This window comes from Primorskyibacter marinus, assembly GCF_003313245.1.
Classification (GTDB): Bacteria; Pseudomonadota; Alphaproteobacteria; order Rhodobacterales; family Rhodobacteraceae; genus Primorskyibacter; species Primorskyibacter marinus.
The window spans coordinates 93262-108186 of sequence record NZ_QJSD01000004.1; the positions used below are offsets into that span (position 1 = coordinate 93262).

Consider the following 14925-nt stretch of genomic DNA (forward strand, 5'->3'; position numbering starts at 1 on the left):
GGCGTCGATCACTGTTCCCATTCGGGGGGGCGCTTTTCGATGAAGGCACTGATGCCCTCGGCCGTATCGCTGTGCAGCATGTTTTCCACCATGACCTGACCGGTATGCGCATAAGCCTCTGCGGCCGTCATTTCGATCTGGTCGTAAAAGGCGCGTTTGCCGATCCTGACGGCGGTGCCCAGCTTGTCGGCAACGCTCTGTGCAAGCGCCTCGGCCTCTGCCGCCACGGCATCGGGTGCCACGACGCGATTGACCAGCCCGAGTTCCAGCGCGCGCTGCGCGTCGATGAAACTGCCGGTGGTCAACATCTCGAACGCCTGTTTGCGGGGGATATTGCGCGACAGCGCCACCATCGGGGTTGAACAGAACAGCCCGATATTGACCCCGTTCACACCAAAGCGGGTGCCCGTCGCGGCCACCGCCATATCGCAGGACGCCACAAGCTGGCAGCCCGCTGCCGTCGCGATGCCGTGGACCTGTGCAATGACGGGCTGGGGCAGGGCGCGGATCGCCAGCATCACCTCTGTGCAGCGATCGAACAGATCCTTGAAATAGGCACGACCGCCATCCTCTGCCTGACGTCCGGCAGTCATCTGTTTCAGATCGTGGCCCGCGCAAAACGCCTTGCCTTCGCCCGACAGGATCACCGCGCGGATCGTCGTGTCATCTTGCAGCGCCTCGAATTCCGCCTTGAGCGCCGCCAGCATCTCTTCTGACAGCGCATTCAGCCGTTCCGGCGCGTTCATATGCAGCCGTCTGACAGCGTCCGTATCATGCCGTTCGAGAATTCCCATCTTGTCCTCCTGCTGCTGACAGGCCAACCCTAGGCGGCAAGCGTCTGAGAGGGAAGAGAATGCAGTTGAAAATGACCACAGAAGACCTGACCGAGTTCATGGCAGAGGTGTTCCCGCAGGTTGTCGGGGATTTCGCGGTCGAGGATGTCCGCCCGATGGGCATCACCATGCGGCTGATCGTCAGTGACCGTCATCTGCGGCCCGGCGGCACAGTTTCCGGCCCGTCAATGTTCGCGCTGGCGGATGTGGCCGTCTATCTTGCCGTCCTTGCGATGATCGGCCCGCAAGCTCTGGCCGTTACCACGAACTGTTCCATTGATTTCATGCGCAAGCCAGCCGCGGGCGTTGATCTGATCGCCGAGTGCCGTTTGCTGAAGCTGGGTCGCGTATTGGCCGTGGGCGATGTGCTGATCCATTCCGAAGGCCATGAGGCACCCGTCGCCAAGGCCAGCCTGACCTATTCGATCCCGCCTGTTCCGGTGGGGTAACTTCGTGCCATGTGTCGTAGAATGAACTTGTGCAGGTGAGGATGTCCCGAGCCCGGTTGCGGGCATTGATCCAGAGCAGTCATTCGGTGGTATCGCGGCAAGGCGGTTCCATTCCTGCCGGCGTCGCCGCGCCTGACGTTGTGGAGACTGCGGTCACGATGCAATCGCGCCCGGCGGGGTGGAATCCGGTCCGCAAATGTGGGGTATAATGATACCTATTTTGTAGGACATTGTTTTCATTGTATAAATCAGTAAAACTGCCGCTTGACCTGCTTTCCGTGCCGTATATAACCCGGCAATCGAATTCGGATACCGAACTGTTATCGGTGTTCCAACCAAACCAAAGGGCAATCCCGTCATGAAAACCTTTTCTGCTACTCCGGCAGACATCGACAAGAAATGGATCCTGATCGACGCCGAAGGCGTGATTCTGGGCCGTCTTGCTTCGATCGTGGCCACGCGCCTGCGCGGCAAGCACAAGGCAAGCTTCACGCCGAACATGGACATGGGCGACAATGTCATCATCATCAACGCCGACAAGGTGCAGATGACCGGCAACAAGCGCGCTGACAAGAAATACTACTGGCACACAGGTCATCCGGGCGGCATCAAGCACCGCACTGCCGGTCAGATCCTGGAAGGCAAGTACCCCGAGCGTGTCGTGACCTCTGCGGTCAAGCGGATGCTGCCGGGCAACCGTCTGTCGCGTCAGGTGCTGACCAACCTGCGCGTTTATGCCGGGGCAGAGCACCCGCATGAGGCGCAGCAGCCCGAAGTGCTGGACGTGAAGAACATGAACTCCAAAAACACTCGGGTGGCAAAATAATGGCTGACCAGATCAACACTCTCGAAGACCTGAACACGGTCGCCGGCATCGAGCCGGTCGCCGAGGTCGAAACCCCGCGTGAACCCGTCCGTGACGAGCTTGGCCGTGCCTATGCCACAGGCAAGCGGAAGGACGCGGTTGCCCGTGTCTGGATCAAGCCGGGCTCCGGCAAGGTTGTCGTCAACGGCAAGCCGATCAACACATATTTCGCGCGTCCCGTGCTTCAGATGATCCTCAAGCAGCCCTTCACCGTGTCGGGCACAGAAGATCAGTTCGACGTGATGGCCACCGTCAAGGGCGGCGGTCTGTCCGGTCAGGCCGGTGCGGTCAAGCACGGCGTGTCCAAGGCGCTGCAACTTTACGATCCCAGCTTGCGCGGCGCGCTGAAGGCGGCAGGCTTCCTGACCCGTGACAGCCGTGTTGTCGAACGTAAGAAATACGGTAAGGCCAAGGCGCGTAAGAGCTTCCAGTTCTCCAAGCGTTAAGCTGGCGATTACGTCTAATCTGCTTACACTATGTACCGCGCGTGCTGGAAATTGGCATGCGCGGTTCTTTAGGATAGTCGACGTTGTCCCTGCAAACCATATATTTCGTTTATACTGAGCGCAAAATCCACGTCGGCAGCACATTTATGCGCTGCGTTCAGATGAATGAAATTCTGAATGCAACGTTTGGTGATCGCATAAACGCTCGGCTTGTCGTTATGCCCGAGAGGAAGAGCGAAGGGTTTGCAGCACAGGAGCGGTGGGCGCTTTCGATGCCGCGGGATGCGGTATATTTCTTTGCCAAAACATCGGTAAGGTCGTTGACGACGGTAGCGGCCCGCATCCTTGGTATGCGTTCCCGCGGAATCTTGTTCGACCATGTTGATGAAGAACCACAAAAGCTGCGACTTGAGCTCGCGGATCGACACATTTGCTGCTCGTACGCACAACTTCAACGATTTCGCACGATAGGGCCCGAGGTTGCGTCCAAGGCGCGCCTCGTTCTGCATGCGGCGGATATTCGTCTGCATAATCTTCCGCAAGCGCAGCAGGAGCGTTTTGCGCCGCTCTATTTAGGTGATCCCCTCAATACTCAAATTCCTGAGACGCTGCGACCGCAAATCGAGGTTCTCAATGCGCGCGATCAGAATGAGTTTCGAGCAGTGCTCCGGCACTTGCCGGAATACAATCTGCATTTCGCAGCGCGGCTTTTCCAGTCGGGATTGGAACAAACAGCAAAACCGTTCCTCAAAGGATTTACCGCTGCACATATCGGAGCGAACATCCTGCTGCCCAGAAACGTAGAAGACGCAGAATATTTCTTGGGCGCGGATTATCCGTATTTCTACGACGAGTCAGAAGGTGTTGAAGCGGCTTTCGAGCGCGCATACGACGATTTCGGTGGTCACAATTGGCGCAAGGCGCGTGAACGAATGATTGCCATGTCGAACGCAGTGAACCCTCAAATGATTGCACGCCAGTTGCTGGACGTCGTGGACGAGTTCTATTGACTGGTCGAGTGGCAAAAAGAGAAAGAGCGATAATGAAAGCCTGTATCGTGGTCGGCACTTACTTTTCACCGGGTCAGACATTTGTAAACAGACATATCGAGAAACTCTTTGGCGGCGATACCTGCGTCATCTCGGACACCCTGAATGATCTGCGTGATACTGATGATCGGTTTATGGGCTGGCATTCAGTGCCGGTATCCGGCGTCACGAAACCTTTTCAAAGACTGGCAAACCACCTGCGCCACGGGTCCAGCCGAATGCCGCATGGTGCCGCCCACCGCGCGGTACGCAAATTTCTGCGCGAACAGGCCCCTGATGTGATCCTTGCGGAATTCGGGCCGCAGGGCGTTGCCATAGCGCCGATCGCCAACCAGTTGGGCATCCCGGTGTTTTGTTACTTTCGCGGTAGTGACGCCTCTTCGCGCATTCGCCACGATCATGTACAGCGCGCCTATCAACGCATGATGCCGCGCCTTGAGGGGGTCTTCGCAGTATCGCAATTCCTGCTCGACAATCTGGCGCGGCGCGACATCCGGCATCCGAACGCTGTCGTCATCCCGTCGGGCGTGGATGTGCGGCGCTTCGTGCCCGAAGACAAGACGCCGCTAAGCTGCCTGGGTGTGGGACGTTTTGTCGAGAAGAAAGCGCCTCTGTTGACGATCCGTGCTTTCGCGGCGGCGACACAGGATCTGGACAATGCGCATCTGACGATGATTGGCGATGGCGATTTGCTGGAGAGCGCCCGCCTGTTGGTGAGTGAACTGGGAATTGCGCACAAAGTCAGCCTGCCGGGTGCCTTGCCGCATGAAGACGTGCGGCAGCATCTGGAGCGGACGGAATTCTACATACAGCATTCGGTCACGGCGAATAACGGCAATACCGAAGGGCTGCCAACGGCCATTCAGGAGGCCATGTCCGCCGGTTGTATCACCGTTTCGACGCGGCATGCGGGTATTCCCGAGGCTGTCGAAGAGGGACGGTCAGGGTTTCTTGTCGATGAGCTGGATGAGGTCGCATTTACCAACGCGATCCGCGACGCGGTGAACCTGCCGGAAGAAAAACGCCATGAGATGGCAGCTTATGCACGCGCAGTGGCACTTGAGAAGTTCGATAATGCCAAACTGTTGACCCAGCTTGAACAAGCACTTGCGACAGCGGTCAATCGGTAGCAGCGCGGCTTACTCGTCCGGGCGGATCAATCCCAACCCGCGCAAATAGACGCCGATGCCGGATTCCAGCAGGTCTTCGGGGGGGAAGGGGCTTTGCGTTCCGGGCGAGTTCCTTGCAAATAGCTCCACGACGCCATGACTCATCGCCCAGATATGGGCCGAGAACATGGCGGCGGGGGGGCGCTTTTCCGGTGGGATGTGCTGGCTGAGGTCAGTTGCGGCTTGTTCCAGCACGCCGCGAGCGCGGCTGGCAATCGCCGCCAGTTCCGGCGAGCGATTGACCGATATGCCGCTTTCGAACATCGCAATATAATGGCCGGGGTATTTGCGCGCGAAGGCCAGATAGGCGCGGCCCGTGGCCTCGAACGCCGCCAGCGCCGAGGGTTGGCCCGTGTCATAGGCGAATTGCATGACGTCGGCGAAAATCTCATAGCCTTGCCGGGCACCTTCGGCGATCAGATCCTCGCGCCCCTCAAAATGGCGGTAGACCGCGGCCGGTGTGACGCCTGCCTGCTTGGCAGCTTCCGACAGGGTAAAGCCCATCGGACCCTTGACCTCGATCAGTTCAAGTGCTGCCTCGATCAGGGCCTGGCGCAGATTGCCGTGGTGATAGCCGCGTTTAGCCATCCCAGGTGTCCGGACCCCCGCAGATCTGCCCGTCAATTCTGCCGAGCGCCTTCTGGTCCTTGCCCGCGTAGTCGATGCCGTGCAACACATGCCGGATCGCTGCCAGCCGGGCGCGGCGCTTGTCGTCAGAGCGGACGATCGTCCAGGGGGCTTCATCCGTGTGACTGCGCGCGAGGGTCTCGCCGATCGCCTCGGAATAGGCGTCCCATTTGTGCAGGCCTTCGACATCAATCCGGCTGAGCTTCCAGTGTTTCAGGGGGTCTTGCTCTCGGGCGAGAAAGCGGCGCAACTGCTCGGCCCGCCCGACATTAAGCCAAAGCTTGAAAAGCTGGATGCCCTCGTCCACGAGCATCCTTTCAAATTCGGGAACTTGCGTGAAGAAATGTTCGCGCTGCGCGTCGGTGCAAAAGCCGAAAACCTTTTCGACGACACCCCTATTATACCAGCTGCGGTCGAAGAACACGATCTCGCCGCCCGCCGGCAGGTGGTCGATATAGCGCTGGAAATACCACTGCGTCGCCTCGGTTTCTGTGGGTTTGGACAGCGCCACCTGTCGCGCACCTCGCGGATTGAGGTTTTCGCGGAAGCGTTTGATCGTGCCGCCCTTGCCAGAGGCGTCACGTCCCTCGAACACGATCACGATGCGTGCGCCGCTGGCTTTGGCCCAGGATTGCATCTTGACCAGTTCGATCTGAAGCGCGTCCATGTCCCTTTGATAGGCTTTGCGCGGCATCCGTTCGGAATGCGGATAGGTCGGGTTGAGGACGTCACCCTTTTCGGCTCGGGCGATGGCATTGCGGATCGCGGTGGGCGCGTCGTTTTCGTAAAAAGCGCTGATTGCACCGTCAAAGGGCAACTGCATCGGTAACCTCCGGGTTTTGCTTCAATATGGCCATGCGGAGGGGTCAGTGCAATCCGGCACGCATCGCGGCCCGGTCTATTGCCGCCACGACGTCATCCTCGCGGGTGTGCTGCGGCATATGTCCGGCACCTGTCAGCACGGTCAGATTTGCGTGCGGAATCGCCTCTGCCAGAGCAACAGAGTGGATTTGCAGGTCGACCGTCGTGTCGGCATCGCCGTGCAGGATTTCCGTGGGCACAGTGACTTGTGGATAGTGTGGCACCTGGGCGCGCAATTCTTCTTTCAGGCTGGCGCGCTGATCGGCATTGGCACGCAGGGACTCTCGCCGTAGCGTCAATGCCGCACCGATATGTTGGGCATAGCCTTCGGGCGCGTCTTCCGGATCAAACACGCCTGTGATGGCGGATTGCACATAGTTTTCGGAGACAAAAGCGGTGAGCAGGGGCACGACCAGCGCCTGTCCAAGCGGGTTTGACGTGACCTTGTAGAAAAGCGGCAGGCCGGTCGGCCAAGGGTGAGACGCCGCGGCCAATGTGACCAGCCCCGACAGAGCGTCGGGATGTTTCGTGGCCCAGGCCAGCGCCACGGCCCCGCCATATGACTGACCGACCACGATGGGCTTTGCTGCCCCAAGCTGCGAAGCGGCCTTCTGCAAAAGCGTGGCCTGTCCCGCGATGCTGCGGTCCTCACGGTCCAGACGGTCCGTATATCCCAGTCCGGGCCGGTCAAAAACGATCACCCGGTAACGATCCGCCAGCCGGTCGACCAAATGAAAGGTGAAGTCACGCATATTGCCGCTGGCTCCGTGGATCAGCACCAGATCCGGGCCAGCGCCTTTGACCAGCGCGTGTACACGGGTGCCGTCCACCTCCAGAAACTGCCCTTCTGGCGGGAAGCTCTGAACGGCCTGCGCCTCGGCTGTTCGGGCGCGCCATTGCACCAGCGCAACGGCCAACAGGATGACCGCTGCGAGGATCAGCCAGCGTATCAATGCGATGGCTCGCCTAGCCCGTGCAGGTCAAACGGCGTCGTCTGGTAGATCTCGTTGATCCAGTTCCCGTAAAGCAGGTGCGCGTGACTGCGCCAGCGGTTCTGCGGCGGCTGCGAGGGATCGTCGCCGGGATAATAGTTAGCGGGCACGTTGACCGGCGTTCCGGACGCGATGTCGCGGTCATATTCTTCTTTCAGCGTGCCGCTGTCATATTCCAGGTGGTTGAAGATATAGAGCGCGCGATGCGCCGTGTCCTCGACCAGACAGGGGCCGGTCTCGGCGCTGTCGATCAGAATATCCAGCCCGCCTACGGCTTCGATTTCGTCGCGTTTCATCTCTGTCCAGCGACTGACCGGCATGACCATATCATCCGAAAACCCACGCAGGTAGGGCGAGGCAGGCGCGCAGTTGCGGTGCCGGATACAGCCAAAGGCCTTTTGATCGAGCATGTGTTTCTGAACACCGTGGAAGTGATAGATCATTGCCATGCCACCCCAGCAGACGCCGAACGTCGAATGCACATGGCTTTGCGTCCAGTCCATCACCTGTTGCAATTCGTCCCAATATGTCACCTCGTCGAAGGCCAGATGTTCTATCGGGGCACCGGTGATCACCAACCCGTCGAAACGCTCGTCCGCATCCGCGACCTCGGCGAAGGGGCGGTAAAAGCTCTCCATATGCTCGGCGGCGGTGTTACGGGCTTCGTGTTCGGTCATCCGGATCAGCGACAACTCAATCTGCAAGGGCGTCGCACCGATCAGCCGGGCAAACTGATTTTCGGTCTGGATCTTCTTCGGCATCAGGTTCAACAGACCGATCCGCAAGGGCCGGATGTCCTGCCGCGACGCCTGATCTTCCGACATGACCATGACGCCCTCTTTCGAGAGAACGTCATAGGCGGGCAGGTCGGCGGGCAGTTTGATAGGCATAACACAGCTCTTTTTTTCAGGCCGTTGACAGATAAGGCGATCCGCATCGGGCTGCAAGGCTGGCAACCGGTCCGGTCAGTGTCGTTCGTCAGCGAGCGCGTACAGCATTGTCGGTACCAGCCATATCGAGTCGCTGATCACGGCTTTTGGTCAAGCGCGTTTGCGATCACCTCGGTGAAATCGGCCTCGTCGCGCACCGTGGCCATATCGCTGGCTTCAACCGTCACGCCCCAGTTTTTGGCGATACCTTCATAGCGCGGCTGGCGGTGCGCCAACGCCTGCGAATAGGTCCAGCGGATGAAGGAATTCGGATCAACGTCGCTTTCCTGAATGTTGTTTTCACTCAGATATTGCGCCCATACCCGATGCAGGAATTCGGGCTGATAGGCCATCGGCTTTGGCGCTTTGTCGAAGCGTCGGATCAGTTCCTCGGTGTGGGCCTCGGACCCGCGTATCCAGACCATCAGCGACTGGTGGGACAGGTCGCATAGCAGCGCATCTTGCGGGTCCTCGGGGTCTACCCATTCACAGATTGACCCGCCGGTGTCGCAGATGAAATGCGGATAGCCATAAAGATCCTGCGCACGGTCGATGAAATACCCGGTATCCGTCAGGGCGGCCATTTCGGCGCGGCGGAACTGTCCCTGACGACGTTCGTATTCGGCCATTTCCATCCCGCCCTTGTCGGGGTTGCCCGGTTTGCCAAGGTAGGTGGAGACGGGTGCCAGGTTATCGAACGTGATGTTTGACCCGATATAGATCGAATCCGTCATCAGCAATTCGCGCAGGAACGGCACCTTCATCGCCTCGCGCTTGGCGTTGTCGGCGATATACTCGCCCATATAGCGGGTGCCGATGCGGTAATCTATGGAGTAGTGGAACCAGCTGCCCGACTCGCGCAGGATGTTGGACACATGGGTTTTGCCCAGACCCGACATGGCGAACAGGACGACACGTTTATTGGCGGCGCGGTGCCAGTCCTGGGCGGTCTCGTAGATCATCTGGCATCTGTCCTCTGGCCGGTCCGGATGTTGGTAGCCAGAGTGCCGCGCGGCGTCAAACGCTTCTGCGTTTTCGACTGCGTCTCGGCAGAAGTCGCCCGTCCAGCACCACCAGCCCCAGCGCCAACAGGCCAAAGCCCGCATAGGCCTGTGGGGCAAGCATCTCGTCGCGCAGCAGGGTGCCGAGTGTGATCGCTACGGGCGGGATCATCAACGTGACCAGCATCAGATTGCCGCTTCCCGCCATGGCCAGCACGCGGTAATAGAGCAGATAGGCAAATGCCGTCGCGGCCACCGCGAAATAGCCGATGGCAAGCCAGGTGCCAAGCTCCAGCGCCAGCGTGGGCACGCCCTCGAAGTGCAGCACCAGAGGGATCATCACCAAGGTCGATCCGGTCAGCATACCTGCGGCTGCCACGACCGGATGCAGCCCGCCCAGATATTTGCGGGCCCAGACGCCGCCAAGCGCGTAGAACAATGTGCCGGCTAGGACCGCCAACTGCGCCAGCGAGCGCAGGTTGAGCTGCGACAGGTTCTCTATGCCGATGGCGGTCACGACGCCTGCAAAGCCAAGCGCAACGCCCGCCAGCTTGCGCGGGCTGAGCCGCTCATCGGCAAAGAAGATCGCGGCCACGAGCACGCCGAAAATCGCCGTGGTGGCGTTGAAGATCGAGGTCAGCCCAGAGGAGATGTGCAACTGTCCCCAGGCCATCAGGCCAAAGGGGATCACGTTGTTGAGGCACCCCATCACCAAAAAGGCCCCCCAGGTGCAGGCCGCGCGCGGAACGGGCAGGCGGCGCAACTTGACCACGCCCCACAGCAGGATCATCGCCCAACCGGTACGGTGCAAAACGGCGGTCAGTGGGCCGATCTCGTCCAGTGCAATGCGGATCGACAGAAATGACCCGCCCCAAAGCAGTGCGAGCAGCGAAAGCTCGACCCAGGCGCGCGAGGAGACGGATTTTTGTTGCATACTCATGGCGCGACGATGTCATGGCCTGCGCAGGCGCGCGACCCGTTTCTTGCGTCATGCACATCGACCCGAGCCGAAAGTCAATTGCAGTGGTGCGAAACGCAAACCGCCCGGCACGAGCGCCGGGCGGTCATTGGTCCTTCAGGGTGGGCTGCGATCAGAATGCGAAAGTCATCGCAGCGCCAAGACCCATAAACGTGTTGTCTTCGAACTTGGTACCGGACGCGTCTTCCGCGTCACCCAGCTTGGCAAATTCAACCCCGCCGCGGATCGTCATGATGCCATCTGTGTAGGTGCCGCCAAGGCCAAGGCTGATCCGCCCGTCCGTAGGTGCCAGCCGCGACGCGATGCCGCCATTCGATTTTTCGTAAGTCACGCGCGCAAAGCCCGAGAACGCGTCAGAGAACCGCCGACCAACGCCCAACTGCCAGGTGATGACGTCATCGTCGATACCGGTAATCGCATCGCCGCCGGTCACTCTTTCATATTCCTGGGTCCGCACTTCCCATTTCGACCATTCGGTCCACTTGATCTGACCAAAGACCAACGTGTCCTTGGCGACGCCGGTCTGGAAATCCAGCGCCAGGGATTGCGGCAATTCAATCTCTGTCGTGGATCCCACGCCGACCACACCATAGCCAAGAGATGTCTCTGTCGTGTCGAACTCATGCGTGACGGCATTCTGCCATGTCAGGCCAACGCGCAAGGCGATATCTGGGATCTCGTAGGCCGCGCCCAGAACATATCCGAAGGCACCATCCGTCTCGGCGTTGGCGGTAAATTCCAGGCTGGTGGGGGACGAAGCTACGGCGCTCAATGTCGCTGCAAGGTTTTGCGCCCCGATTGTCCGAGGATCAGAGGCACCATATGCCGCTTCTGCCGCAGTCGCCGCGGCGCTGGCCTCTGCGGCACCTTTGGCGGTTTGCGCGCGAATCATCTGGTCGGGAATTGCAATATCTGCCGTGCTTTCGATGTAGCGCACGCCACCGTAGACCGATATGCGGTCTGTTGCTTGGTATTTAAGGATCACCGCGGTCTGGTTGGAATCCCATTCGGCGTTCAACCCGGTGTAGAAACCTTCCTTGTAGGTCGAGCTCGCACCATATCCGTCATTAAAGAACAGCCCAAAGCTCAACCGGTCAGTGATGTCGGTCTTGTAGCCGACACCGGTGGACGTGTAGTCGCCCGCCATGTCGCCGGTGCTGCCGCCCCCGGCCGCTGCAACATAGTCACCCGACACATTCGGGGCCACATGCGAGAACGTCAGCTCGACCTGATTTCCGTCTTCGAACAACAACCCGTAATTGTTCGACGTCCGTTCAATCCCCCCGGCGACGGCACCCGTCGCACAAAGCGCTGCGACCGACGCACCAAGCACATATGTTCTCATTTTAGCCCTCATCCCTCAGCGGCCCTTTGGCCAGTGTCCCTAAAGGAAACGTAGTCGTCGCTGGGTTGAGTGGTCAATCTTTGACCAAACGTAAGGTGAACCTTCGCTCCGTAGCGTCACTTTGCAGCAACGGCGCGGGTTTCACTAAGAATATTAAAGTAATTCGCGCCGAAAATCACCACGGCACCAAGGATGACGAAAATGTCCAAAGGTTCATTATAGAACAGCATTCCGATGAGTGCGATCAACGGAAGGCGGAGAAAGTCAAAGGGCATGACAACCGAGGCGGGTGCAATGCGCAGCGCGTTGGTCAGGCAGAAATGCGCCACCAGCCCGGCGCAGGAAATCAGCGCAATCCACGGCCAGGTTGCGGCAGAAGGCACAGCAATCTCCCCATCCAGCCCGGCGCAGATCAGGCCAAAGACGGCCTGCATGAGGACCAGCCAGAACAGGATGCAGGTGATGGTTTCGGTTCGGGTCAAAAGCTTGGTGAACACGGCGGATCCGGCAAAGCCTATCGCCGCACCTGTCGCAAACAAAAGCCGGACATCAAAGCTGTCGGGGCTGGGCCGCGCGACGATCAGGATTCCGACAAAGCCGAACAGCGCGGCGATGCAGCGCGCTTTGGTCAGTTTCTCGCCAAGGATCAGCGGAGACAGCAGAACGACCCAAAGCGGAGAGGTAAATTCCAAAGCGAAGACCTGCGCCAGTGGCAGTATCGCGACGGCGTAGAACCACAGGTTCTGGCCGGTAAAATGACTGATATTGCGCACCAGATGAAGGTGCATGCTGCGGGTGGTGATCTGATGGCGCGTGCCCGCGACCGTCGCGACCACCAACACGATGAAGATCCCCGCGATCGAGCGGTAGAGCATGATTTCGAAGGTGTCCAACTCGAAGCTGACCGCGCGTCCGGCCACCGCCATCGAGGTGAAAGACGCGATCGCCCCGGTCATCCAGAGCGCGGCTTTGAACACCGGGTTGAGATCCGGTGCCGCTTGCGTTTGTGTGGACATGGTGGCGATCCTTCCGCGTGGGCCAGACTGTCGGCGCGCTGGCCGGCTGACCGATACCAGCGCGGGCCGCGAATGCAAACAGGCCGTCTGGCTCAGCCCTTCTGTCCGATCAACTCGCATAGATGCCCGGCGCAGCCGGTCAACGCGGCATAGTCATCCTCGACCACCCAGACCGGGAATTGCCGCATGAACGGCCCGAACCGGCCCTTATCCATGAATGCCTCGGCAAAGCCCATTTCGGTCGCGTGCTGCGCCAAGGCGCGGGCGACGCCGCCGACAAGATAGATGCCGCCAAACGGCAATTGGATCAGGGCAAGATTGCCCAGAACGCGGCCCAGCAGGCGCACAGCCATTGCGACCGCATCATGGGCGCGCGGGTCGCTGCCTGCGGCGCAGGCCGCCATGATCTCGGCGGCGGCGAGGGCAGGGGCGTCCGATGTGCCATCCTCTTCGCAGCGCCAGGCATACAGGCGTTCGATGCCGCGACCCGACAGCACGTCCTCGACCCCCGGAACGCCGTGCTCGCGCCCGGCAAACTGCATCAGGCGCAGTTCCTCTTCGGACTGCACCGGAAAGCTGATATGGCCAGATTCCGACGGGGGCACCAGCGTGCCGGTCTCTGTCCGGTAGACAAGTGCCGCGTTCATGCCGGTGCCGACACCGACGACAAGCCGGGCGGCATGGCTGCTGACATCCTCATGCGATCCCGGCAACAGCAGGCGCATATTGGCCGGATCGACATGGCGCAGCGCGTGGCCCTGTGCCTGTAGGTCGTTCAGCACCGCCACGGTTTCCAGATCCAGCGCCTGTGCCAGATCGGTCCGGTCGATCACCCAGTCCAGATTGGTCATGCGCGCCACACCTTCATGCACCGGTCCTGCCGCTGCCACCGAGGCACAGCTTGGCAGGTCTTCGCGGCCTTCGAGGTAGGTTTGCAGCACATCCGTCAGGCCCGAGAAATCGGCATTGCGAAACCGGCGGATCGAGTCTGTCTGCACCTGCGTCCCGCGGGCCATCGCGACGCGTGTATTGGTGCCGCCGATATCCGCAACAATGGCAAGGGGGTCATTCATGGCAATCCTGCTGAACTGGTTTCTATGCACGGGGCTTACAGTGGGATAATATTCGGCGTCAAATCCGTTAGTGCCAAGCGCCGCAGAGGATATGAGAGGCCTCAAGGGCGGTTCGGGGCAGGGCCGGTCGACTGGCCGATGATCAGATCCGCCTCCATAAGGTGGGTGGGCAGCGGCATGCCGGGATTGCTGATCATGTCGAGCAGCATCTGCGCAGACAGCCGTCCCGCCTCGCGGACCGAGGACCGTGTGGCCGTGAAGATCGGCACCTCCTGCCCGTTCGACATATAGGACAGGTCATCGTCATAAGTGATGACCGACACGTCGCGCCCCATTGTCAGCCCGGCATCCGACAGGGCGCGCCTGACCCCGATGGCCGATATGATGGACGAGCAAAGCACTGCGGTCGGCGGATCGTCGGCCTCAAGCATCGCGCGGGTTTCGCGGTAGCCGTAAATCTCTGTCATCTCATCCGACCGCATGAGCGCCGGATCGGGTTCCAGGCCACGACCGACGAGCGCCCGGACATAGCCTTGACGACGTCGATGCGCGAAATCCAGAAACTCCAACCCGTTGAGCAGCGCAATCCGCCGATGGCCCAGATCAAGCAGAAATTCCGTGGCACGTTGAAAGGCGCGGGAATTGTTAACATCAAGCCAGGCATAGTTCCGGGTCACGTTGGAGGCGCGCCCATGCGACAGAAAAGGCAGACCCAGACTGCTGAGAAGATCAATGCGCGTGTCTTGCATCTTGGGGCTGTGAACGATGATTCCGTCGACATTGCCCTTGGATTTGATCGCCCGGTAGAGTTGTTCCTCGCTATCGTCATCGACCAGGGAAATCAGCATGTCATACCCGGCGGCGGAATAGCTTTCGCCCGCTCCGGCGGTGTAATCGCCAAACACCGGATTGACCATTTCATGTCGGCTGGATCGTGCAATGACATGCCCGATGGCCATGGATTTGCCGGTTGCCAGTCCCTTGGCGCGGGCATTCGGGCTGTAGTTCAGCTTGCGCGCCGTTTCCAGCACGCGCTGGCGGGTCTTTTCGCTGACCTCCGGATACCCGTTCAGCGCGCGGCTGACGGTTGTCTGGGACAAGCCAAGATGTTCCGAAAGTGTTTTGAGATTCATCGAATAACCAATCAAAGCGCTTGCATAAATAGACCATAGACGTGAACCCGTCTGGAATAAAAGTACAAATCCTGGACGTCTGTTTAAGCTGCGGCGCAGCATAAGTGCATTCGTTATCACATAAACTCTGATTGACTCAACCATATGCTGTATGAAAT

Annotated in this window: 16 protein-coding genes; 5 read left to right on the forward strand and 11 right to left on the reverse strand. The window is 59.7% G+C overall.

The genetic code is table 11. The features are described 5' to 3' along the window. Positions 1-8 precede the first annotated feature (8 nt). On the reverse strand, positions 9-821 hold the full coding sequence (locus DMZ65_RS08680) for an enoyl-CoA hydratase (protein WP_269801546.1): 813 nt from the start codon (positions 819-821) through the stop codon (positions 9-11). Positions 822-853: 32 nt separating this feature from the next. Here DMZ65_RS08680 and DMZ65_RS08685 point away from each other — a divergent pair, with 32 nt between their 5' ends. The 5 genes from DMZ65_RS08685 to DMZ65_RS08705 all read left to right on the forward strand — a co-directional run bounded on the left by DMZ65_RS08685 (position 854) and on the right by DMZ65_RS08705 (position 4772). Further along, the gene (locus DMZ65_RS08685; protein WP_116598513.1) at positions 854-1282 is read left to right on the forward strand and encodes a PaaI family thioesterase; all 429 of its coding nucleotides are present in this window, start codon (positions 854-856) and stop codon (positions 1280-1282) included. Positions 1283-1640: 358 nt separating this feature from the next. After that, positions 1641-2108, forward strand: coding sequence for a 50S ribosomal protein L13 (gene rplM, locus DMZ65_RS08690; protein WP_116598514.1), 468 nt, complete (start codon positions 1641-1643; stop codon positions 2106-2108). Then, complete coding sequence (gene rpsI / locus DMZ65_RS08695; RefSeq protein WP_116598515.1) at positions 2108-2593, forward strand: 30S ribosomal protein S9; 486 nt, start codon at positions 2108-2110, stop codon at positions 2591-2593. The genes rplM and rpsI overlap by 1 nt, the downstream gene beginning before the upstream one ends. An 83-nt stretch (positions 2594-2676) precedes the next feature. Further along, positions 2677-3603 carry a hypothetical protein gene (locus DMZ65_RS08700; protein ID WP_116598516.1) on the forward strand — a complete coding sequence of 309 codons (927 nt, stop codon included), beginning with the start codon at positions 2677-2679 and terminating at the stop codon, positions 3601-3603. A gap of 32 nt (positions 3604-3635) precedes the next feature. Then, on the forward strand, positions 3636-4772 hold the full coding sequence (locus tag DMZ65_RS08705; protein ID WP_116598517.1) for a glycosyltransferase: 1137 nt from the start codon (positions 3636-3638) through the stop codon (positions 4770-4772). Positions 4773-4781: 9 nt separating this feature from the next. Here the strand turns inward: DMZ65_RS08705 and DMZ65_RS08710 are convergent, their stop codons facing one another. The 10 genes from DMZ65_RS08710 to DMZ65_RS08755 all read right to left on the reverse strand — a co-directional run bounded on the left by DMZ65_RS08710 (position 4782) and on the right by DMZ65_RS08755 (position 14767). Further along, entirely contained in the window at positions 4782-5399 is a 618-nt protein-coding gene (locus DMZ65_RS08710) for a TetR/AcrR family transcriptional regulator (protein WP_116598518.1), read from the reverse strand. After that, positions 5392-6261, reverse strand: coding sequence for a polyphosphate kinase 2 (gene ppk2, locus DMZ65_RS08715; RefSeq protein ID WP_116598519.1), 870 nt, complete (start codon positions 6259-6261; stop codon positions 5392-5394). The genes DMZ65_RS08710 and ppk2 overlap by 8 nt, the downstream gene beginning before the upstream one ends. Positions 6262-6304: 43 nt before the next feature. Then, complete coding sequence (locus DMZ65_RS08720; protein ID WP_116598520.1) at positions 6305-7252, reverse strand: alpha/beta fold hydrolase; 948 nt, start codon at positions 7250-7252, stop codon at positions 6305-6307. Beyond that, complete coding sequence (gene metA / locus DMZ65_RS08725; protein ID WP_116598521.1) at positions 7249-8181, reverse strand: homoserine O-acetyltransferase MetA; 933 nt, start codon at positions 8179-8181, stop codon at positions 7249-7251. The genes DMZ65_RS08720 and metA overlap by 4 nt, the downstream gene beginning before the upstream one ends. 137 nt (positions 8182-8318) lie before the next feature. Beyond that, entirely contained in the window at positions 8319-9182 is an 864-nt protein-coding gene (locus DMZ65_RS08730) for an ATPase (RefSeq protein ID WP_116598522.1), read from the reverse strand. A gap of 55 nt (positions 9183-9237) precedes the next feature. Next, positions 9238-10161: a DMT family transporter gene (locus DMZ65_RS08735; protein WP_116598523.1), complete on the reverse strand. Its 924-nt coding sequence runs from the start codon at positions 10159-10161 to the stop codon at positions 9238-9240. Positions 10162-10312: 151 nt separating this feature from the next. Further along, positions 10313-11545, reverse strand: coding sequence for an OmpP1/FadL family transporter (locus DMZ65_RS08740; protein WP_157960587.1), 1233 nt, complete (start codon positions 11543-11545; stop codon positions 10313-10315). 116 nt (positions 11546-11661) lie between these two features. After that, entirely contained in the window at positions 11662-12561 is a 900-nt protein-coding gene (locus DMZ65_RS08745; RefSeq protein ID WP_232824942.1) for a DMT family transporter, read from the reverse strand. A gap of 92 nt (positions 12562-12653) precedes the next feature. Beyond that, positions 12654-13634: a glucokinase gene (locus DMZ65_RS08750; protein WP_116598525.1), complete on the reverse strand. Its 981-nt coding sequence runs from the start codon at positions 13632-13634 to the stop codon at positions 12654-12656. A 101-nt stretch (positions 13635-13735) separates the two neighbouring features. Continuing rightward, positions 13736-14767 carry a LacI family DNA-binding transcriptional regulator gene (locus tag DMZ65_RS08755; RefSeq protein ID WP_116598526.1) on the reverse strand — a complete coding sequence of 344 codons (1032 nt, stop codon included), beginning with the start codon at positions 14765-14767 and terminating at the stop codon, positions 13736-13738. Between the last annotated feature and the right edge of the window lie 158 nt (positions 14768-14925).

Excerpts from the sequence above, each read along its gene's own strand:
- DMZ65_RS08685 (WP_116598513.1), top strand. The coding sequence starts at position 854 with ATGCAGTTGAAAATGACCACAGAAGACCTGACCGAGTTCATGGCAGAG.
- rplM (WP_116598514.1), top strand. The coding sequence starts at position 1,641 with ATGAAAACCTTTTCTGCTACTCCGGCAGACATCGACAAGAAATGGATC.
- rpsI (WP_116598515.1), top strand. The coding sequence starts at position 2,108 with ATGGCTGACCAGATCAACACTCTCGAAGACCTGAACACGGTCGCCGGC.
- DMZ65_RS08705 (WP_116598517.1), top strand. The coding sequence starts at position 3,636 with ATGAAAGCCTGTATCGTGGTCGGCACTTACTTTTCACCGGGTCAGACA.
- DMZ65_RS08710 (WP_116598518.1), bottom strand. The coding sequence starts at position 5,399 with ATGGCTAAACGCGGCTATCACCACGGCAATCTGCGCCAGGCCCTGATC.
- ppk2 (WP_116598519.1), bottom strand. The coding sequence starts at position 6,261 with ATGCAGTTGCCCTTTGACGGTGCAATCAGCGCTTTTTACGAAAACGAC.
- metA (WP_116598521.1), bottom strand. The coding sequence starts at position 8,181 with ATGCCTATCAAACTGCCCGCCGACCTGCCCGCCTATGACGTTCTCTCG.
- DMZ65_RS08730 (WP_116598522.1), bottom strand. The coding sequence starts at position 9,182 with ATGATCTACGAGACCGCCCAGGACTGGCACCGCGCCGCCAATAAACGT.
- DMZ65_RS08735 (WP_116598523.1), bottom strand. The coding sequence starts at position 10,161 with ATGAGTATGCAACAAAAATCCGTCTCCTCGCGCGCCTGGGTCGAGCTT.
- DMZ65_RS08740 (WP_157960587.1), bottom strand. The coding sequence starts at position 11,545 with ATGAGAACATATGTGCTTGGTGCGTCGGTCGCAGCGCTTTGTGCGACG.
- DMZ65_RS08745 (WP_232824942.1), bottom strand. The coding sequence starts at position 12,561 with ATGTCCACACAAACGCAAGCGGCACCGGATCTCAACCCGGTGTTCAAA.
- DMZ65_RS08750 (WP_116598525.1), bottom strand. The coding sequence starts at position 13,634 with ATGAATGACCCCCTTGCCATTGTTGCGGATATCGGCGGCACCAATACA.
- DMZ65_RS08755 (WP_116598526.1), bottom strand. The coding sequence starts at position 14,767 with ATGAATCTCAAAACACTTTCGGAACATCTTGGCTTGTCCCAGACAACC.